Source organism: Streptomyces sp. NPDC086766 (assembly GCF_044746005.1).
In the GTDB taxonomy this organism is placed as follows: Bacteria; Actinomycetota; Actinomycetes; order Streptomycetales; family Streptomycetaceae; genus Streptomyces.
Genome location: NZ_JBIVBI010000001.1, coordinates 206,214 through 225,122, shown reverse-complemented (window position 1 = coordinate 225,122; position 18,909 = coordinate 206,214). Strand labels below are relative to the sequence as shown.

Genomic DNA, 18,909 nt, shown 5'->3' with positions numbered 1-18,909 from the left:
GCGGAACTTTACCGAGGCGCTCCGGCACCGGGCGGGCCGGTGTCACGACCGTCGCCCAACCGTCTCCGGTCCGTGGCCGGCCGTATCCGCCCCGTGCCCGGCCACTGCCCCGACACCGCGTCCGGCGGCGCGGTTGAGTCGATCGGGGCCGCCTCGCCGTACCGGAACAGGGAACCCCCCCACGGTGTCAGCAACGGCAGCGGTCAGGTTGAGGAGAGCGGATGACCCAGGAGATCCACGGCGCCGTCGCCGACGGCTACGAGCCGGTGCGGGAGGAGTTCGCCGCCTTCGTGGCGGAGGAACGTCCGGACTACGAAGGGCAGTTGTGCGCCTACGTGCACGGACGCAAGGTCGTCGACCTGTGGGCCGGGACGGCGGACGGCGGCGGCTCGCTGTACGGGGTGCACTCGTCGACCAAGGGCGCCGCCCATCTCGTGGCCGCCCTGCTCGTGCAGGACGGCACGCTGGAGCTGGACCGCAAAGTGACGTACTACTGGCCGGAGTTCGCGTCCGAGGGCAAGGGGTCGGTGACCCTGCGTGACCTGATCACGCACCGGGCGGGACTGGTCGGCACCGACACCGGGTTCACGCTCGCCGAGCTGGCCGACGACCGGGTGGTGGCCGAACGCCTCGCCGACCAGCGGCCGTTCTGGCGGCCCGGCACCGCGTTCGGCTGCCACGCCCTGGTCATCGGCGCGCTCACCGGTGAGGTCGTGCGGCGCGCGACCGGCCGGACGATCCAGGAGCTGCACGAGGAACGGGTCCGCGCCCCGTACGGCCTGGACTTCTTCCTCGGCCTGCCCGCCTCGCAGGAACTCCGCTTCCGCACCACGCAGCCGACGGCGCCGACCCCGAAGCAGCGGGCGCTGCTGGAGGAGCCGCCCGGCGGGCCGCACTCGCTCTCCTCCATAGCCTTCAACCGCCAGGGCCCCGAACCGACCGACCTGGGGACCCTGCCCAACGAGCGCGTGATCCGCTCCCGGGGCCCCGCCTCGATCGGCGGGGTGGCCTCCGCGCGCGGGCTGGCCGGGCTGTACGCGGCGGCGATCAGCGAGGTCGACGGGAAGGCGCCGCTGCTGAAGCCGGACACGGTCGCGGAGTTCGGGCAGATCCACTCCGCCGGGTACGACCTGGTGGCGCGGTGCCACAGGTCGTACGGGCTGGGCTTCCAGGCGACGGCGGACACCTGGCATCCGTTCCTTGGCGCCGGCGCCGTCGGGCACGGCGGCGCGGCCGGCTCACAGGCCTTCGCCGACCCGGCGAGCGGCCTCGCCTACGGCTACACCCGCCGCCGGTCCGCCTTCCCCGGCGACGCGGCCCCGGAGAACGACAGGCTGGCCCGCGCGGTGCAGCGGGCGGCCCTCACCGGGTAAGGGCCGCGCCGCCACGTCGGCGCCCGGCGCCCGTCCAGGGCCCGGCGAGCGTCAGAGCTTGACGATCATCTTTCCGGTGTTGTCGCCGCGCAGGACGCCGAGGAAGGCCTCCAGGGTGTTCTCGACGCCCTCGACCACCGTCTCGCGGTACTTCAGCTCGCCGGAGCGGACCCAGGGACCCACCTCTCCCACGAACTCGGGCTGGAGGTCGTAGTGGTCGCCGACGAGGAAGCCCTCGATGCGGCCGCGGGTCTGGATCAGGCGGGCGAGGTTGCGCGGGCCGGGGGCGGGCTCGGTGTTGTTGTAGACCGAGATCATCCCGCAGACCGCGATCCGGCCGCCCTGGTTGAGGGAGCCGATGGCGGCCTCCAGGTGGTCGCCGCCGACGTTGTCGAAGTAGACGTCGATCCCGTCGGGGGCGGCGGCGCGCAGCTGCTCGGCGACCGGGCCGTTCTTGTAGTTGAAGGCCGCGTCGAAGCCGTACTCCTCGACCAGGAGCTTGACCTTGTCGTCGGAACCGGCGGAGCCGATCACGCGGGAGGCGCCCTTGAGGCGGGCGATCTGGCCGACCTGGCTGCCCACGGCGCCCGCCGCGCCCGAGACGAACACGACGTCGCCCTCCTTGAAGGCGGCGGTGCGCAGCAGGCCCGCGTAGGCGGTGAGGCCGGTCATGCCGAGCACGCCGAGATACGTCGACAGGGGCGCGGCCTCGGGGTCGACCTTGACGGCGTGCTGGGCGTCCACGGCGGCGTACTCGCGCCAGCCGCCGAAGTGCAGCACGTGGTCGCCGACGGCGATCCCCTCGGCGCGGGAGGCGACGACCTCGCCGACCGCGCCGCCCTGCATGACCTTGCCCAGCTCGAACGGGGCGACGTACGACTTGGCCGCCGACATCCTGCCGCGCATATAGGGGTCCACGGAGAGGTACTCGTTCCGTACGAGGACCTGGCCCTCGCGCGGCTGCGGGAGCTCGGCCTCGACCAGGGCGAAGTCCTCCGGCTTCGGCCACCCGACCGGGCGGCTGAGCAGGTGCCATTCACGGCTGACGGCGGGGAGCGTGGGGGTGTCGGACATGGTGCGCCTCTCCTCGGTGCGGGACGGCAAATGCTTCAGTACCTGAAACAACCATGCTCCTTGATATTTCAGGATGTCAAGCAAGGGGGTATTCTCCCGACCATGGCCACACCACCCAAGACCCGCCGCCCCGACGCGCTGACCATGGAGGTCGTCGAGCTCATCGGGGACGTCGTGGCCCGGTTCTACGAGGACTACGAGGAAGCCGCCGGGGAGCACGCGCTGACGGGGCCCCAGGCGCGGCTGCTGAGCCTGCTGTCGCTGGAGCCGCTGCCGATGCGCAGGCTGGCCCAGAAGCTGAAGTGCGAGCCGTCCAACGTCACCGGGATCGTGGACCGGCTGGAGGCCCGGGGGCTGGCCGAGCGGCGGCCGGACCCGGCCGACCGGCGGGTGAAGGTGGCGGCGGCGACGGAGGAGGGCCACCGGGTCGCCCGTGACCTGCGCGAGGGGCTGCGTTTCGCGCGCGAGCCGCTGGCCGGCCTCTCCGACGAGGAGCGCCTGTCGCTGCGGAACCTGCTGCGCCGGATGCTGGAGGCCTGAGCCGGCCTGAGCCGGCCTGAGCCGGCCTGAGCCGGCCTGAGCCGGCCTGAGCCGGCCTGAGCCGGGCCGGGCCGGGCCGGGCCGGGCCGGGCCGGGCCGCGGAAGCCGCTTCAGGCCCGGCCTCGGGCTTCATGCCGCAGGAACAACCGGGACCGAGGCCCCTCAGGAACACCACCACAGGAACCGCTGGCACGTCTTCGTCGGCGACGGCTGCGGGCTCGGATCCGACGCGGTCGGCTGGCTGGTCGGGGTCGCCGTGGGCCGCGGCGCCGACGTGGTCGCCGGGGCCGCCGTCGCGCCGGTGCCGGACGTCGCCGTGGCCGACCGCCGCGGGTCGCCCGTCGCACTCGCCTCGGGCTTCGGCTTCTCGGACCTGGCCGACTTCGACGACGACGGCGAGGCCGATGCGTCCGGCGACGCCGTGCCCGTAACCGCCCCGGCGCCCGCTCCGCCCGTCGGCCGGGCGCTCTCGCCCTTGCCGTCGGACGCGCCGCCGTCCGCCGCGTCGCCCCCGGCCGCCGCCGGTTCCGTGTGGGAGAAGCCCGGCAGGTCCGGCGCGTCGACGCCGAGTTCGGCCAGCCCCAGCCCGCTCGCGGCCAGCACGAGACCGGCGGTGATCACCACGGTCCTCCGCCTGCGCCTGCGGTGCGCGGCGGCCTTGCGGTCGCGGCGGCTCGCGGCCGCGCCGGCCGGGCCCTCGTCGTCGCGCCCGCGCGCCCCGCGCCCCGTCCGGCCCTGTTCCCGGCGCCGGGCCGCCCGCCCTCGCGGCTCGCCCCGGCCGTCGCCGTCGTGGCCGTCGTCGTAGTCGTCGTCATGGCCGTCGTCGCCGTAGCCGTCGTCGGCGTCGTTTCCGGCATCGTCGCGGTCGCCCCCGGCGTGGACCCCGGCATCGCCCCCGGGGTGCGCGAAGCCACCGTTCGCGTGCGGCTGTTCGGGGGTGCGAGCCGCCGGGCGCGCGTCCGCCGCCGGCGCGTACGCGGCGAGGCTCTGGGCGGGTGCGCCGCACCCCGGGCAGGCGAGGGCGCCGTTCAGGTGCCGTCGGCACGGGTGGCAGTAGTCCATGACGCGGGAAGACTAAGTTGGCGGTAGGTAACGTTCCTAGGCACCTCTGTGAAGGTTCTGTGGGAGACCGGAAGGGCTCTCGACGCGGTTGCCGAAACCGTTACCGGCACGACCCATTGACACCCCCCTCGCCCCCTCCTTACTGTCACGCCAACATTTCGAACAGGTGACGAAATATCGAACAGCGAGAGGCAACCGCCGTGCGTATCACCGGAATCAGCACACACGTGGTCGGGACGCCGTGGCGCAACCTGACGTACGTGCAGGTGCACACCGACGAGGGGATCACGGGAGTCGGCGAGACCCGGATGCTGGGCCACACCGACGCGCTGATCGGCTACCTGCGGGAGGCCGAGGCCAATCACGTTCTCGGCTCCGACCCGTTCGCCGTCGAGGACCTCGTCCGCCGGATGAAGTACGGCGACTACGGCCGTGCGGGTGAGATCGTGATGTCCGGCATCGCGGTCGTGGAGATGGCGTGCTGGGACATCAAGGGCAAGGCGCTCGGCGTCCCCGTCTGGCAGCTGCTCGGCGGCAGCGTCACCGACCGGGTGAAGGCGTACGCCAACGGCTGGTACACCACCGAGCGGACCCCGGAGGCCTACCACAAGGCCGCCCAGGAGGTCGTCGCCCGCGGCTACCGGGCCCTGAAGATCGACCCCTTCGGCACCGGGCACTTCGAGCTCGACCACGCGCAGACCCTGTACTCCGTCTCGCTCATCGAGGCCGTCCGGGACGCCATCGGCCCCGAGGCGGAGCTGATGCTGGAGATGCACGGCCGCTTCTCCCCCTCCACCGCCGTCCGGCTGGCCAGGGAGATGGCCCCCTTCGAGCCGGCCTGGCTGGAGGAGCCGGTCCCGCCGGAGAACCTCAAGGCCCTGGAGAAGGTCGCCGCCAAGGTGGACATCCCGGTCGCCACCGGCGAGCGCATCCACGACCGCATCGAGTTCCGCGAGCTGTTCGAGAGCCAGTCCGTGGACATCGTCCAGCCCGACGTCGGCCACATCGGCGGCATCTGGGAGACCCGGAAGCTGGCCGCCACCGCCGAGACCCACTACATGCTGGTGGCCCCGCACAACGTGGGCGGCCCGGTGCTCACCGCCGCCTCGCTGCAAGTCGGCTTCACCTCACCGAACTTCAAGGTCCTGGAGCACTTCAACGACTTCGCGGACGCGGAGATCAAGAAGGTGGTCAAGGGCGCCCCGCAGGTCGTCGACGGCTACTTCCACCTCTCCGACGCGCCGGGCCTCGGCGTCGAGCTGGACACCGACGCCGCCGCCGAGTTCCCGCAGCAGCAGGCCCGGTTCGACCTGTGGGCCGAGGGCTGGGAGCAGCGCAGGCCGAAGGGGGCGCGGTGAGCACAGGGGACGCGGTGGGCACCGCGGTCGTCGTCGAGGGGCCGGGCGAGCACCGGCTCGCGGACCACACCCCGCGCGACCCCGGACCGGGCGAGGCGCTGGTCGCCGTGCACGCCGTCGGGATCTGCGGCAGCGACCGCGAGGTGTACCAGGGCAACCGGCCCGAGGGGTACGTCCGTTACCCGCTGACCCCGGGCCACGAGTGGTCCGGCACGGTGCGCGCGGTCGGTGCCGGGGTGCCGGCGGGCCTGGTGGGCCGCAAGGTCGTCGGCGAGGGCTTCCGCAACTGCCAGGTCTGCGACCGCTGCCACGCGGGCGAGACGACCCTGTGCACGGCCGGGTACGAGGAGACGGGCTTCACCCAGCCGGGCGCGATGGCCGGCACCCTCACCCTGCCGGCCCGGCTGCTGCACGTCCTGCCCGGGGACGCCGACCTGACCGCCGCCGCCCTCCTGGAGCCGGCCGCCTGTGTCGCGGCCGCCGCGATCAGGGCGAACGCCCGGCCCGGCGAGCGGGTGGCCGTGGTCGGCACCGGCACCCTCGGGATGTTCGCCGTGCAGTTCCTGAGGGCCGGCTCGCCCGCCGAGTTGCTGGTCGTGGGCACCCGTACCGACCGGGAGGCGCTGTCGCGGCGGTTCGGGGCCACCGACTTCCGCACCAGGGACCGGGAACTCCCGGACGACATGGACGTCGTGATCGAGAGCGCCGGGTCGGCGGACGCGGCACGGCTGGCCGCCTCCCTGCTCAGGCGGGGCGGGCGACTGGTCCTGACGGGCATCCCGGCGCCGGGCGCCGAGGGGCTCGACCCGACCGACCTGGTGGTGCGGCAACTGGAGGTGCACACCGTCTTCGGGGCGCCGCCGGCCGCCTGGGCGCACGCGGTGCGGGTGTTCGGGGCCGGACTGCTCGATCCGCTGCCGCTCGTCACCCACGAGCTGCCGCTCGCCGAGTTCTCGCAGGCCGTCGAGCTGGTCGGGTCCGGCGACCCGAAGGTCGGCAAGGTCCTGCTCCGTCCCTAGGCCTCTCCCCCTCAAGCCCTTCTCCGCCCCTGGCCGTGCGCCGGTCACGGCGCGACCTGACGGCGGCGTGACCGGCGTACGCACCCCGCTCGACGCACACCCAGAGACGCGAACCTTGTACGAAATATCGAACGTGAAGGACGACTCGTGACCGACGCTTCCGCCACGGCAGCCCGCAGGCCCGGTGAGCCGGCGCTTGCCGCGCTCGGCCTGGGCGCCCCCGTCCCCGACCCCGCCGACGCCTCGCCCCACACCTTCCCCGGCGGGGGCCGCTGGCGCACCGAGGTCCCCTCGTGCGAGGGGCCCGAGGCGCTGGCGGTGGTCCTGAAGGAGTCCTCGCGGCTGGACGTGCCGATCCACCGGATCAGCCAGGGCAGCGGCGTGTGGATGCTGACCGACACCGAGATCACCGAGATGGTCGAGGCCACCGCCGAACGCGACATCGAGCTGTGCCTGTTCACCGGCCCGCGCGGCACCTGGGACATCGGCGGCTCGGTGCGCTCCGACTCGCGCGGCGCGGGCCTCAGGGCGCGCGGCCACGACGCCGTCGCCGGGTGCGTCGAGGACGCCGTACGGGCCACGGAACTGGGCGTGAAGTGCCTGCTGGTGGCCGACGAGGGCGTGCTGTGGACGCTGCACCGGGCGCGCGCGACGGGCGTCATCCCGGCCGACACCACGCTCAAGGTGTCCGCGCTGATCGGACCGGTGAACCCGGCGTCGTACGCGGTCTTCGAGCGGCTGGGCGCGGACTCCGTCAACGTGCCCAGCGATCTGACGCTCCATCACCTCACGGAGATCCGCCGGGTCTCCGCCGCGCCCATGGACATGTACATCGAGGCCCCCGACGATCTCGGCGGCTATGTGCGGATGTACGAGGTCGCCGAGCTCATCCGGCGCGGCGCACCGCTCTACCTGAAGTTCGGGCTCTCCAAGGCGCCCGGGATCTACCCCTACGGACACCATCTGCGGGAGCTGACCCTGGCCACCGCCCGGGAGCGGGTGCGGCGCGGCCGGCTCGCCCTGGACCTGCTCGCCCGGCACGGCGCGGACGGCGGCATGGCGCCGCTCGGCTCGCGGCTGCCGGGCGTCCTGAAGCGGTTTGACACCCCGTCATAACGTTCCGGACACGCGGCTTCACACAAGCCCACAGAGCCGCGCACAATCCCACACAACCCTTCTCGGTCGCCCATCCCCGCACTGCCCCCGGAGCGCCCTCGCCCCGCAGACCGAGCCGTGCACACACATCAAGGATGATGATCATGCGCAACCGCAGAGCCGCCCTCGCCGCGACAGCCGCAGCCGCCTCCCTCGCCCTGACCCTGTCCGCCTGCGGGCAGAACAGCCAGGGCGGCAGCAAGGAGGACAAGGGGAGCGCCAAGGGGGGCACCATCGGCATCGCGATGCCGACCAAGTCCTCCGAGCGCTGGATCGCCGACGGCAGGAACGTCGTCAAGGACCTGCAGTCCAAGGGGTACAAGACCAAGCTGGTCTACGGCGAGGACGACCCGGACACCCAGGTCTCCCAGATCGAGAACCTGATCACCCAGGGCGTCAAGGGCCTGATCGTCGCGGCCATCGACAACAAGTCCCTCAACAACGTGCTGCAGGAGGCCGCGGACGCCCACATCCCGGTCATCTCCTACGACCGGCTGATCCTCGGCAGCAAGAACGTCGACTACTACGCCTCCTTCGACAACGAGAAGGTCGGACGCCTCCAGGCCGGCTACATCGTCGACAAGCTCGGCCTGAAGAACGGCAAGGGCCCCTTCAACATCGAGCTGTTCGCCGGTTCCAACGACGACAACAACACCAAGTACTTCTTCAACGGCGCGATGAGCGTCCTCAAGCCGTACATCGACGGCAAGAAGCTGGTCGTCCGCTCCGGCCAGACCGCGCTGAACCAGGTCACCACCCTGCGCTGGGACGGCGCCACCGCCCAGAAGCGCATGGACGACATCCTCACCTCCGCCTACAAGAGCCAGCGGGTCGACGCGGTCCTGTCGCCCTACGACGGCATCTCCATCGGCATCCTGTCCGCGCTGAAGTCGGACGGCTACGGCTCCAAGGGCAAGCCGCTGCCGGTCCTCACCGGTCAGGACGCCGAGCTGGCCTCGGTGAAGTCGATCATGGCCGGCCAGCAGACGCAGACCGTCTACAAGGACACCCGCAAACTCGCCGAGGTCGCCTCGACGATGGTGGACGACGTGCTGAACGGCAAGAAGCCGCAGGTCAACGACACCAAGACCTACGACAACGGCACCAAGGTCGTGCCCGCCTACCTGCTCCAGCCGGTGAGCGTCGACAAGGCCAACTACAAGGAGGTCCTGGTCAAGGGCGGCTACTACACCGAGGCCGAGCTCAGGTAACCCCGCCGCAGCCCACCGACCGCACACGACTGGAAGGCACGACCATGGCGGGACCCGTCCTGGAAATGCGCTCGATCGTCAAGACCTTTCCCGGTGTCAAGGCACTGTCGGACGTCACGTTGACGGTCCGTCAGGGCGAGGTCCACGCCATCTGCGGGGAGAACGGCGCCGGGAAGTCCACCTTGATGAAGGTGCTCTCCGGCGTCCATCCGCACGGCACCTACGAGGGTGAGATCCTCTTCGACTCGGAGGTCTGCCGCTTCAAGGACATCCGGGCCAGCGAGCACCGCGGCATCGTCATCATCCACCAGGAGCTGGCGCTGGTGCCGTATCTCTCCATCGCCGAGAACATCTTCCTCGGCAACGAACACGCCACGCGCGGGTTCATCAACTGGAACGACACCCTCAGGCACGCGACCGAACTGCTGCGCCGCGTCGGCCTGGACGAGCACCCGGAGACCCGGGTCGCCGACATCGGCGTGGGCAAGCAGCAGCTGGTGGAGATCGCCAAGGCGCTGTCGAAGCAGGTGAAGCTGCTGGTCCTGGACGAGCCGACCGCGGCCCTCAACGACGAGGACAGCGGGAAGCTCCTCGATCTCATCCTGGAGCTGAAGAAGCAGGGCATCACCTCGATCATCATCTCCCACAAGCTCAACGAGATCCGCAGGGTCGCCGACTCGGTGACCATCCTGCGCGACGGCCGGACCGTCGAGACGCTGGACGTGAAGGCGCCGGAGACCACCGAGGAGCGGATCATCTCCGGCATGGTCGGCCGCGACCTCGACCACCGGTTCCCCGAGCGCACCCCGCACCATCCGGAGGAGGGCGCGGCCCCGGCGCTCGAGATCCGCAACTGGACCGTGCTCCACCCGATCGACCAGCAGCGCAGGGTCGTCGACGACGTGTCGATCGAGGTGCGGCGCGGGGAGATCGTCGGCATCGCGGGGCTGATGGGCGCCGGCCGCACCGAGCTGGCGATGAACGTCTTCGGGCGCGCCTACGGCCGCTACGCGGGCGGCACGGTCCTCAAGGACGGCAGGGAGATCCGTACGAAGTCCGTCGCCGAGGCGGTCGGCCACGGGATCGCCTACGTCACCGAGGACCGCAAGCACTACGGCCTCAACCTCATGGACACCATCCACCGGAACATCTCGCTGACCGCGCTGCGGAAGGTCGCCCGGCGGGGCGTGGTCGACGAGCACGAGGAGCGGCAGGTCGCCGAGGGCTACCGCGCCTCCATGAACATCAAGGCGCCGACCGTCTTCGAGCCGGTGGGCAAGCTGTCCGGCGGCAACCAGCAGAAGGTCGTCCTCAGCAAGTGGATCTTCGCGGGTCCGGACGTGCTGATCCTGGACGAGCCCACGCGCGGCATCGACGTGGGCGCCAAGTACGAGATCTACACGGTCATCGACCAGCTGGCCGCCCAGGGCAAGGCGGTCGTTTTCATCTCCTCCGAGCTGCCCGAACTGCTCGGCATGTGCGACCGCATCTACACGATGGCCGCGGGACGGCTGACCGGTGAGGTGCCGCGGGCCGAGGCCACGCAGGAAGCGCTGATGCGTCGGATGACGAAGGACACCCAGGACAAAGAGGTATCGCGATGAGCACGGATGTCACCGCCAAGAGCCCGGCCCCGGCGCCGCCGGGCGGCAGCGGACCGGCCGGGGGCGGGGGCCTGCTCCGGCTGATGCTGGACGGCCTGCGCCGCAACATGCGCCAGTACGGGATGCTGATCGCGCTCGGTCTGATCGTCGTCATCTTCGCGGTCTGGACGGACGGGGACCTGCTGCTGCCGCGCAACGTCTCCAACCTGGTGCTGCAGAACAGCTACATCCTGATCCTCGCGATCGGCATGATGCTGGTGATCATCGCCGGGCACATCGACCTGTCGGTCGGCTCGCTCACGGCGTTCGTGGGCGCGTTCGCCGCCGTGCTGACGGTGCAGCACGGGATGTCCTGGCCGCTCGCCCTGGTGCTGTGCCTGCTGGTGGGCGCGGTCGCGGGCTCCGTGCAGGGCTTCCTGATCGCGTATCTCGGCATACCGTCGTTCATCGTCACCCTCGCCGGGATGCTGATCTTCCGCGGTCTGACGGAGATCCTGCTCAAGGGGCAGACGCTCGGCCCGTTCCCGGACGGCCTGCAGAACCTCGGCAACGGCTTCCTGCCGGAGGTCGGCCCGACCACCAACTACCACAACCTCACGCTGCTCCTCGGCCTGGTGCTGATCGCGGCCGTGGTGTGGCAGGAGGTGCGCGACCGGCGCAGGCAGCAGGAGTTCTCCCTCGACGTGCTGCCCGGACGGCTGTTCGCGCTGAAGCTGGTCGCCCTGGTCGCCGCGATTCTCACCCTCACCCTCCTGCTCGCCAGCTACAAGGGTGCGCCGATCGTCCTCATCGTCCTGGGCGCGCTGGTGGTGGGGTACGGCTACGTGATGCGCAACGCCGTCTTCGGCCGCCACATCTACGCCATCGGCGGCAACCTGCCGGCGGCGAAGCTGTCCGGCGTCAAGGACAGGCGGGTCACCTTCCAGGTCTTCCTGAACATGGGTGTGCTCGCGGCCCTCGCGGGTCTGGTGGTCGCCGCCCGGCTGAACGCGGCCTCGCCGAAGGCGGGCGTCAACTTCGAACTCGAGGCGATCGCCTCCTCGTTCATCGGCGGCGCGTCCATGAGCGGCGGTGTGGGCACCGTCCTCGGCGCGATCATCGGTGGTCTCGTGCTCGGTGTCCTCAACAACGGCATGAACCTCCTCAGCGTCGGCACCGACTGGCAGCTGGTCATCAAGGGCCTGGCCCTGCTGGTGGCGATGGGCTTCGACGTGTGGAACAAGCGCAAGTCCGGTGCGTGAGCGGCGCGGGCCCCGCCGGAGGGCGGGCCCGGCCTTCCGCACCCGTGTTGAACGGCGTCCCCCGCCCCCGCGTATGTAAGGGCGGCCCGTGCTCCCCCGCACGGGCCACCCGAAGACGACGGGCCCGGCTGTCCCCCGGCCGGGCCCGCCCCATACGGAGGCTCCATGACCGGCAACGTCACCTCGCTGTTCCGCGGCAACGCGGCCCACAGCCCGTCGATGGCGGCGCTGGCGCGAGAGGGCGACGGAGCCGGACCGGTGGACTTCTGCATCCCGTGCAACCCGTACTTCCCCACCCCCGAGATGTTCGAGGAGATGGCGGCCCGGCTGCGGGACATCATCACGTACTACCCGAGCGGCGCGGACACCATCGCGGCCGAGCTGTGCGGTCTGCTCCAACTGCCGCCCCAGTGCGTGGCCATGGGCAACGGCTCGACCGAGCTGATCACCTGGCTCGACCACCTGATGGTCCGCGAGTCCCTCGCGATCCCCGTGCCCACCTTCGGCCGCTGGACCGACCAGCCCATGGAGACCGGCAAGCGGGTGGACATGTTCCCGCTCCAGGAGTCCAGCGGGTTCGCCCTGGACCTCGCGCAGTACGCCGAGTTCATCCGCAAGCGGGGCACCCGGGTCGCCGTGATCTGCAACCCGAACAACCCCGACGGCGGCTTCCTGCACCGGCACGACGTGGTGCAGTTCATGGACGCCATGGCCGATCTCGACCTGGTCGTCGTCGACGAGTCGTTCCTGGAGTTCGCGGACGCCGAGGCCGAACCCAGTGTGGTCCAGGAGGCGATGCTGCGCCCGAACGTCGTCGTGCTGCGCAGCCTCGGCAAGAACTTCGGGCTGCACGGCGTCCGCTTCGGCTACCTGGTCGCCAACCCAGCGCTGGCGGGCCGGGTCCGCGCCATGCTGCCGAAGTGGAACCTCAACGCCTTCGCCGAGCACGTGGTGTTCATGCTGCGGGAGAACGGCGCGGAGTACCAGCAGAGCCTCCAGCAGGTGCGCCGCGACCGCCTGGAGATGGCCAGCCACCTCTCCGCCCTGCCCGGTCTGACGGTCTACCCGTCGCAGGGCAACTTCCTCTTCGTGCGCCTGCCCGTGGGCGCCGAGGGCACCGTGGTCCGCGACCGGCTGCTCACCGAGCACCGGATCCTGGTCCGCGAGTGCGGCAACAAGATCGGTTCGTCCAGCCGCTTCCTGCGTCTCGTGGTGCGCCCCCAGGTGGACGTGCGTCGCCTGGTGTCCGGCCTGGAGTCGGTGCTCTACGGGGCCAGGAGGGAAGCCGCCGTATCCGAGCTGGGTACCGGGACCACCTACAGCTCGGGTACGGCGGCGGTGGACCGCCTGATGAACGAGACCAACGGGGCCGGTGTGCGGGAGCCGGCCGATCAGGCCGCCGCCGGCGCCTCCCCGGGGATCGCCGCCGCCCCGGCCCCCGGCCCCGGCATGCCGCTCCCCGCCGCCGCGTCCGCCGCGCAGACGCCCGGCGGGATGCCGATGCCGGCGGCCCGCCCCGCTCCCCAGCCGACGGCCCCGGCACCGATGCCGACTCCGGCCCCTGTCCCCGCCCCGATGCCGGCTCCGGCTCCTGCCCCCGCCCCGATGCCGGCTCCGGCTCCGATGCAGCCCCTGGCCCCCGCGGCGGCCCAGCAGATGCCGGGCCCGATGGGCGTGCCGGTGCCGCCGCCGATGCCGGTCCCGCCACCGATGCCGGTCCCGCCGCCGATGCAGCCGGCCCCGGTGCCGGCTCCGCTGCCCGCCGCGACCGGCCCCACTCCGCCGGGCGTCCCGGCCCGCGGCGGCCTCACCGCGGCCCAGGTACGCGGCATGACCGCTCCTGCCCCCGGCCTGACCCCGGCCCCCGCCACCGGCTGGCCCAGCCCGCAGAACTGGCCGAACGCGGCGGGGATGGGGCAGGCGGGCTAGTAGGTGCGCCGACGACGGTGGGCGCCTGGTGACGGGCGCGCCGCGACGGTGCGAGTCCCGGTGGGAAGGCCGGGCCCCCGGCCGGTCACGTCCTGAGCAGCGCGGCCGTCACGGTCGCCAGGTACGCGGGATCGGCCTGCACGGAACCCGGGACGGCGTGGGCCAGTTGAGCATGGCCCACGTAGCTGGTGTAGGCGAGGAGACCGCGCCGGCGGGCCTCTGACGTCGGGAAGCCGAGCAGTTCGAAGAGGTGGGCGAGGTAGCCGACCCGGCGCTCGGTGACGCGGGCCAGCGCCGCCGCGACCTCGGGGTGGTCGGCGGCGGCGAGCAGCCGCACCTCCAGGGGGTCCTCGGCGGCCGAGGCGGTGGCGCCGCGCAGGAGCGCGCCGAGCCGGGCGGCGGGGTCGGGCTCGGCGGCCTCCATGCCCTGGATGATCCGCTCGGTGGACAACTCCTCCCAGCGGGCGAGGGCCGCCGCGACGAGCGCGTCCCGGTTGGCGAAGTGCCAGTAGAAGCTGCCCTTGGTGGTGCCCAGACGGACCGCGAGCGGTTCCACGGCGACCCCGGCGAGACCGCGCTCGGCGAGCGCGGTCAGGGCCGCGTCCGCCCAGTCGTCGGCGGTGAGGCGCTTGCGGGGGGACCGCTTCGGCGGGGACGGCTGCTCGTGCATCTTCCATACGCTACCGTACGGTTCAACATACGCTCCCGTATGGAGGTGTGGCATGCCCACGCTACGCAACGTCCACGAGCGGATCGTCCAGGCCCCGGCCGAGACCGTCGGCGCCCTCGTCGACCGGCTCTCCGCACCGGACGACCCCCTGTTCCCCACTCCGGTCTGGCCCGCGATGGTCCTCGACCGCCCCCTCGGGGTCGGCGCCGACGGCGGCCACGGCAGGATCCGTTACCGGGTCACCGCCTACGAACCCGGGCGGTCCGTCCGCTTCGACACGACCGAGGACGGCCTCGGCACCGGCTACCACCGGTTCGACGTCGAACCCCTCGGACCCCACCGCTGCCGGATCTCCCACGTCCTCGAAGTGTCCATGAGCGCGGGCAAGTTCGCCTTCTGCAAGCTGGCGATCGAGCCGGTGCACGACACCATGGTCGAGGAGATCCTCGACAACGCCGAGCGGGCCGCCCTCGGCGCCCTGCCGCGGCCGCCGGCCCGGCGGCCGCGGCGCGCCCTGCTGGTCAACCGGCTCCTGTGGGTCCGCGCGACCGGGTCGCCGGTCCCGGCGAGCGCCCGGCTGCTCCACGGCGCCTTCGAACGGGCCGACTTCACCGACGCCTGGCGCATGCCGCTCGCCCCCGGCATGCCCCGCGACCCGCGGGCCTGGCGGCACGTCCTGCCCTTCACCGAGCGGGGCGCCGGGGACCACGAGCTCATGCTCGGCGAGGACGCGTCCCACCTGGACTTCCGCGCCTCGATCCTGGTCGACGGCGACTCCGTGACGCTGGCCACCGCCGTGCGGCTGCACAACACGCGCGGCCGGCTCTACTTCGCGGTGGTGCGCCGCCTCCACCCCTACATGGCCCGCCGCGCACTCCGCCGGGCGCACCGCCGCGTCGCGTTCGCGGCCCGGCCCTCCGGGGAGCGGAACGCGCGCCCCACACCCCCGCCGCTCAGGTGACCCCGGTCAGTCGCGGCGGCACCCGCTCCGCAGATCCACCTCGGCCCGTACGGTCTTGCCCGGCGGGTCGCGGTCGACCACCTCCCAGCGGTCGGCCAGCGCGTCGACCAGTACGAGGCCGCGTCCCGCCTCCGCGAGGGGCGCGGGCTCGCGTACGTCCCGGGCGCCGGGCGGGCGCCGATCGTCGCGGGTGTCGGTCACCTCGATGCGGACGCTTCCCGGGAGGAGGGCGAGCAGCAGTTCGAAGTCGCGGCCCGGTACGCGCCCGTGGGTCACGGCGTTGGCGGCCAGCTCCGCGACGATCACGGCGACGGCGTCCGCCGCCTCCGAGTCGCGCGGGACGCCCCACTCGTCGAGCTGGGCGAGCACGAGGTGCCGAGCCAGGCGGGCGCCTCGCGGAGTCGGGCTGAGGCGCTGGCTGAACATACGTACGGTGACCGGCCCTTGGGCGGCGATGTGCGGTGCCATGCGCCCAATCTGGCGGCCGCGCGGGGCACTTCACCAGGTCGGAGCCGCGTACGCGGGGGCAGCGTACGCGGTCACGGAATGGACAGTACCGGTGACCCGACGTGACCATGAGTGCGGGAGGTGACCGACAGTGGTCGATGGTGGCGTGGGAACGGGTACGGGCACGGGGGGCGAGCCGGTGTCCTCGGACAGTCTGCGGACGTTCGGCGCGGTGGTCCAGGGGCTGCGGGAGCACGCCGGGCTGAGCCGGGAGGAGTTCGGCGAGCTGGTGCGCTTCTCCAAACACACGGTGGCGTCGGTGGAGTTGGGTCGGCGGATGCCGGACCCCGCCTTCGTGGAACGGGCGGAGGAGGCTTTGGGGAACACGGGGGCGTTACGACGGGCGGCGGGGCATCTGGCCCGGCAGCCGGGACTGGCGGCTTGGTTCCGGCAGTGGGCGCGGCTGGAACAGGCGGCGATCACCCTGTACACGTACGAGTGCCGGTTGATTCCGGGGCTGTTGCAGACGGAGGCGTACGCACGGCAGTTGTTCGTGGACCAGTTGCCCCCGCTGAGCGACGAGCAGATCGAGGCTCAGTGGACCGCGCGGGCGGAGCGGCAACGACTGCTCCGGGAACGTCCGAACACGGCCTTCGGATTCATCCTGGAGGAGCAGTTGTTCCTGCGGCGCACGGGCGGGGCGGAGGTGACTCGCGGCCTCATCGATCATGTTCTGGCGATGTGTCAGCTGAGGAACGTCGAGCTTCAGGTGATGCCGTTGGTGCGCTGGTCGCACGCGGGGCTGCACGGGCCCATTCGCTTGCTGGAGACTCCGGAGAATCGCTGGTTCGCGTACAACGAGGGCCAGGAAAGCGGCCAGCTCGTCTCCGACGCGAAGGTGGCCAGCGTGCTCCAGAGGCGTTATGCCAGGATGCGTGCACAGGCTCTCACTCTCGATGACTCCGTGAGCCTGTTGCAGCGGATGCGAGGAGCGTTATGAGCACGAGTGAACTTAAGTGGTTCAAGTCGAGCTACAGCAGCGGCTCCGGTGACGACTGCGTAGAAGTCGCCCTCACCCCCGCCAGCGTCCACGTCCGTGACTCCAAGGACCGGCAGGGTCCTCGGTTCGCCGTCTCCCCCACCGCCTGGGGCGACTTCCTCGCCCTGGCCGCCGCTAGCTGAGGTACTCCACCGTCACCGGCGCCGTGTTGTCCGTCTGGTTGGGGTCGGTGGCCGGGTTCGAGGTCACCGTGACGCTGCCGCGGGCGCCGTCCACCCGCCGGTCGATGCGCACCCGCATCACGGTGCCGGGCGCCGCCGGGCCGGGACACAGCACGGAGCCGTCCCCCGACGGGTTCCGGTAGCAGTAGGGGATGTCGCTCTCGTGCTCCCCCGGGCCCACCTCGACCAGGGTCAGGCCACGCGGGAGGACCACGCGCATCGTGGTGCGGCCGCCGGCCCCCCAGTCGTCGCCCTTGGGGTAGGGCACGGTGAGGTCGACCACCTGGCCGACCCGGCCGCGGACGGTGAAGCCGACGGCCTCCACGTCGTGCACCCGGGTGGTCGCGAAGCGCACCCCGTCACTGTCGGCATACTCGCTGTGCCGCGGGTCGCCGATCTCCTCGAAAGCGCGGCCGTCGACCGGCCGCAGCCGCAGCGGCCGGCCGGTGCCGTGCGGGGCCGAGGCGGGGACGGCGGCCAGGGCGAACACGTCGGTGGTGCGGTACACGCTGAAGCCCAGGTGTCCGCTGTGCGCGTCGTCGTCGACCGTGGCGACCACCGGGGCGTCCGTCTCGAAGGCCGTCCCCGCCGCCAGCGGCCCCGGGAAGTCGCACTGGGCGCTGATGCGATCGCCGACCGTGTCGTAGCGGCAGTTCCGGTACCGCTCGGCGAAGGTGGCCCCCTCGGCGATCACCAAGACGCTGACACCGCCCCGGACGGCGATGTCCCCCTTGTTGCCGAAGGCCGGGACGATCCCCACCTTCGCTCCAGGACGCACACCGGTGAGCGCGGGATAGCGCGGCCGCGCCGTCAGGACGGGATCGCCGACGATCACTCGGGTGGTGTGCCGGACGGTGGGCGTGTGCGCGGCCCGCGCGGTCATCGTGACCGTCGCGGTGGCGCCCCGGACCGCGCCGGGAGCGGGCCGAAGATTGAAGGGAGTGAACGTCCAATCCGTTCCGCCGGGCGGCCTGCACCGCACGCGGAGACCCGTACGGACGCATCCCCACCCCTTGGCCACCCAGTCGATCTCGGCCTTTCCGGCCAGGGACGACAGGTCGATCGTCACCTCGGGACTGAGGCTCGGGCCCGGGGCCGAGGCGGGCGGCGCGGTGGACGACTCCAGGTCGATCCCGAACTCGGCGGCGTAGGGCGGCTTCCGGTTGGTCCCGTAGCGGGGGAGGTAGTAGACGTTCGGCGCGGACCGGAGGGTGAGTACGGCCGGGCCGGACGTGCTCGGGGCCGCGGGCGCGGACGCGATCCGTATCGGGGCGGGACTCGAGGGTGCGGGACTCGTGCGACCGGCGTCGGCGCCGCCCGCGCGCTGCCCGTCGCCGCCGTTCACCACGAGCGCCAGGACCACCACGAGCACGACGAGCGCGGCACCTCCCGCAGCCAGGTGCCGCCACAACCCGTTCCCCCGCCATCGGCTCATACGCCGTAAGACGGCCCACACGCCCCCGCGGTTGCTCCAGGACACCCGAAAGGAGAAATCCAACACACGTCGGCCGTACGGCACTTATGCGGATGACTCGGTATCGCCGGGATCGTAGAGTGATCACTTCAGCAGAAGAACGATCCGAGAGGGCCCATGCCTCACACCAGCGCATCCCGCACCGTCGCCGCCCTGTTCGGCGCGGCCGCCCTGGCCACGCTGACCACCGTCACCGCGCCGTCCGCCGTCGCCGCCGTCGCGCCGCCCAGCGGCACCTCGTGGGACCACGTCTACTCCGGCGCGGGCGTCAAGGTCTACGTGAAGGAGCGCGGGGACATCGTCTCCGTGTGCGACACGTCCGCGAACGGGCACGCGGCCTGGGTGACGGTCACCGACATGGACGCCAACCTCGCGGGCTACAAGCTCACGGCCCGCGGCGGAAAGGGGTCGTGCGCCTCGCACCTCGCCAGTGAGGGCTACCGATACAACATGATCGAGTACGACCGGATCGGCCTCAACTTCGAGGGCGGGGCCAACAACGGCTCCTACTTCGTGAGTTTCGTCAACGACCACTGACAGCCGCGACGGCCCGTGCGCGCCGCGCACGGG

General features: G+C 72.0%; 18 protein-coding genes. 13 read left to right on the top strand and 5 right to left on the bottom strand.

Annotated elements, in window-relative coordinates; translation table 11 throughout:
* Positions 1-221: 221 nt before the first annotated feature.
* A complete protein-coding gene (locus ACIPM1_RS00975) occupies positions 222-1,373 on the top strand; it encodes a serine hydrolase domain-containing protein (protein ID WP_402427151.1) in 1,152 nt (383 codons plus the stop codon).
* Between the two features lie 51 nt (positions 1,374-1,424).
* Here the strand turns inward: ACIPM1_RS00975 and ACIPM1_RS00970 are convergent, their stop codons facing one another.
* Positions 1,425-2,447: an NADP-dependent oxidoreductase gene (locus ACIPM1_RS00970; protein ID WP_402427148.1), complete on the bottom strand. Its 1,023-nt coding sequence runs from the start codon at positions 2,445-2,447 to the stop codon at positions 1,425-1,427.
* A 102-nt stretch (positions 2,448-2,549) separates the two neighbouring features.
* On the opposite strand from ACIPM1_RS00970, the gene ACIPM1_RS00965 reads away from it, so the two are divergent.
* Positions 2,550-2,987, top strand: a complete 438-nt coding sequence (locus ACIPM1_RS00965; protein WP_402427145.1) for a MarR family winged helix-turn-helix transcriptional regulator — start codon at positions 2,550-2,552, stop codon at positions 2,985-2,987.
* 162 nt (positions 2,988-3,149) lie between these two features.
* On the opposite strand, the gene ACIPM1_RS00960 is transcribed toward ACIPM1_RS00965, so the two are convergent.
* Positions 3,150-4,049, bottom strand: a complete 900-nt coding sequence (locus ACIPM1_RS00960) for a hypothetical protein (protein ID WP_402427143.1) — start codon at positions 4,047-4,049, stop codon at positions 3,150-3,152.
* Between the two features lie 200 nt (positions 4,050-4,249).
* Between ACIPM1_RS00960 and ACIPM1_RS00955 the strand changes: the two genes are divergently transcribed.
* The 7 genes from ACIPM1_RS00955 to ACIPM1_RS00925 all read left to right on the top strand — a co-directional run bounded on the left by ACIPM1_RS00955 (position 4,250) and on the right by ACIPM1_RS00925 (position 13,566).
* The gene (locus ACIPM1_RS00955) at positions 4,250-5,407 is read left to right on the top strand and encodes a mandelate racemase/muconate lactonizing enzyme family protein (RefSeq protein WP_402427140.1); all 1,158 of its coding nucleotides are present in this window, start codon (positions 4,250-4,252) and stop codon (positions 5,405-5,407) included.
* Positions 5,408-5,421: 14 nt separating this feature from the next.
* Complete coding sequence (locus ACIPM1_RS00950) at positions 5,422-6,426, top strand: zinc-binding dehydrogenase (protein ID WP_402428132.1); 1,005 nt, start codon at positions 5,422-5,424, stop codon at positions 6,424-6,426.
* A gap of 147 nt (positions 6,427-6,573) precedes the next feature.
* Complete coding sequence (locus ACIPM1_RS00945; RefSeq protein ID WP_402427138.1) at positions 6,574-7,542, top strand: hypothetical protein; 969 nt, start codon at positions 6,574-6,576, stop codon at positions 7,540-7,542.
* A gap of 143 nt (positions 7,543-7,685) precedes the next feature.
* Positions 7,686-8,792, top strand: coding sequence for a multiple monosaccharide ABC transporter substrate-binding protein (gene chvE / locus ACIPM1_RS00940; RefSeq protein WP_402427135.1), 1,107 nt, complete (start codon positions 7,686-7,688; stop codon positions 8,790-8,792).
* 44 nt (positions 8,793-8,836) lie between these two features.
* Entirely contained in the window at positions 8,837-10,396 is a 1,560-nt protein-coding gene (mmsA, locus tag ACIPM1_RS00935; protein ID WP_402427133.1) for a multiple monosaccharide ABC transporter ATP-binding protein, read from the top strand.
* Entirely contained in the window at positions 10,393-11,637 is a 1,245-nt protein-coding gene (gene mmsB, locus ACIPM1_RS00930; RefSeq protein WP_402427130.1) for a multiple monosaccharide ABC transporter permease, read from the top strand. The genes mmsA and mmsB overlap by 4 nt, the downstream gene beginning before the upstream one ends.
* Positions 11,638-11,802: 165 nt before the next feature.
* Positions 11,803-13,566: a pyridoxal phosphate-dependent aminotransferase gene (locus ACIPM1_RS00925; RefSeq protein ID WP_402427127.1), complete on the top strand. Its 1,764-nt coding sequence runs from the start codon at positions 11,803-11,805 to the stop codon at positions 13,564-13,566.
* Between the two features lie 85 nt (positions 13,567-13,651).
* Here ACIPM1_RS00925 and ACIPM1_RS00920 read toward each other — a convergent pair whose 3' ends face one another.
* On the bottom strand, positions 13,652-14,236 hold the full coding sequence (locus tag ACIPM1_RS00920; RefSeq protein WP_402427124.1) for a TetR/AcrR family transcriptional regulator: 585 nt from the start codon (positions 14,234-14,236) through the stop codon (positions 13,652-13,654).
* 52 nt (positions 14,237-14,288) lie between these two features.
* On the opposite strand from ACIPM1_RS00920, the gene ACIPM1_RS00915 reads away from it, so the two are divergent.
* Positions 14,289-15,197: a DUF2867 domain-containing protein gene (locus tag ACIPM1_RS00915; protein ID WP_402427122.1), complete on the top strand. Its 909-nt coding sequence runs from the start codon at positions 14,289-14,291 to the stop codon at positions 15,195-15,197.
* 6 nt (positions 15,198-15,203) lie between these two features.
* Here ACIPM1_RS00915 and ACIPM1_RS00910 read toward each other — a convergent pair whose 3' ends face one another.
* Positions 15,204-15,665 carry an ATP-binding protein gene (locus tag ACIPM1_RS00910; RefSeq protein ID WP_402427120.1) on the bottom strand — a complete coding sequence of 154 codons (462 nt, stop codon included), beginning with the start codon at positions 15,663-15,665 and terminating at the stop codon, positions 15,204-15,206.
* Between the two features lie 130 nt (positions 15,666-15,795).
* On the opposite strand from ACIPM1_RS00910, the gene ACIPM1_RS00905 reads away from it, so the two are divergent.
* Both ACIPM1_RS00905 and ACIPM1_RS00900 read left to right on the top strand, forming a co-directional pair.
* Positions 15,796-16,644, top strand: a complete 849-nt coding sequence (locus tag ACIPM1_RS00905) for a Scr1 family TA system antitoxin-like transcriptional regulator (RefSeq protein ID WP_402427117.1) — start codon at positions 15,796-15,798, stop codon at positions 16,642-16,644.
* Positions 16,641-16,826 (top strand): DUF397 domain-containing protein, encoded by a 186-nt coding sequence (locus tag ACIPM1_RS00900; protein WP_402427114.1) that lies wholly within the window; start codon positions 16,641-16,643, stop codon positions 16,824-16,826. Before ACIPM1_RS00905 ends, ACIPM1_RS00900 begins: the two co-directional genes overlap by 4 nt.
* Here ACIPM1_RS00900 and ACIPM1_RS00895 read toward each other — a convergent pair.
* Positions 16,819-18,237 (bottom strand): hypothetical protein, encoded by a 1,419-nt coding sequence (locus tag ACIPM1_RS00895; protein WP_402427112.1) that lies wholly within the window; start codon positions 18,235-18,237, stop codon positions 16,819-16,821. The genes ACIPM1_RS00900 and ACIPM1_RS00895 overlap by 8 nt on opposite strands.
* 219 nt (positions 18,238-18,456) lie before the next feature.
* Between ACIPM1_RS00895 and ACIPM1_RS00890 the strand changes: the two genes are divergently transcribed.
* On the top strand, positions 18,457-18,876 hold the full coding sequence (locus ACIPM1_RS00890; protein WP_402427109.1) for a hypothetical protein: 420 nt from the start codon (positions 18,457-18,459) through the stop codon (positions 18,874-18,876).
* The last annotated feature ends 33 nt before the right edge of the window (positions 18,877-18,909 follow it).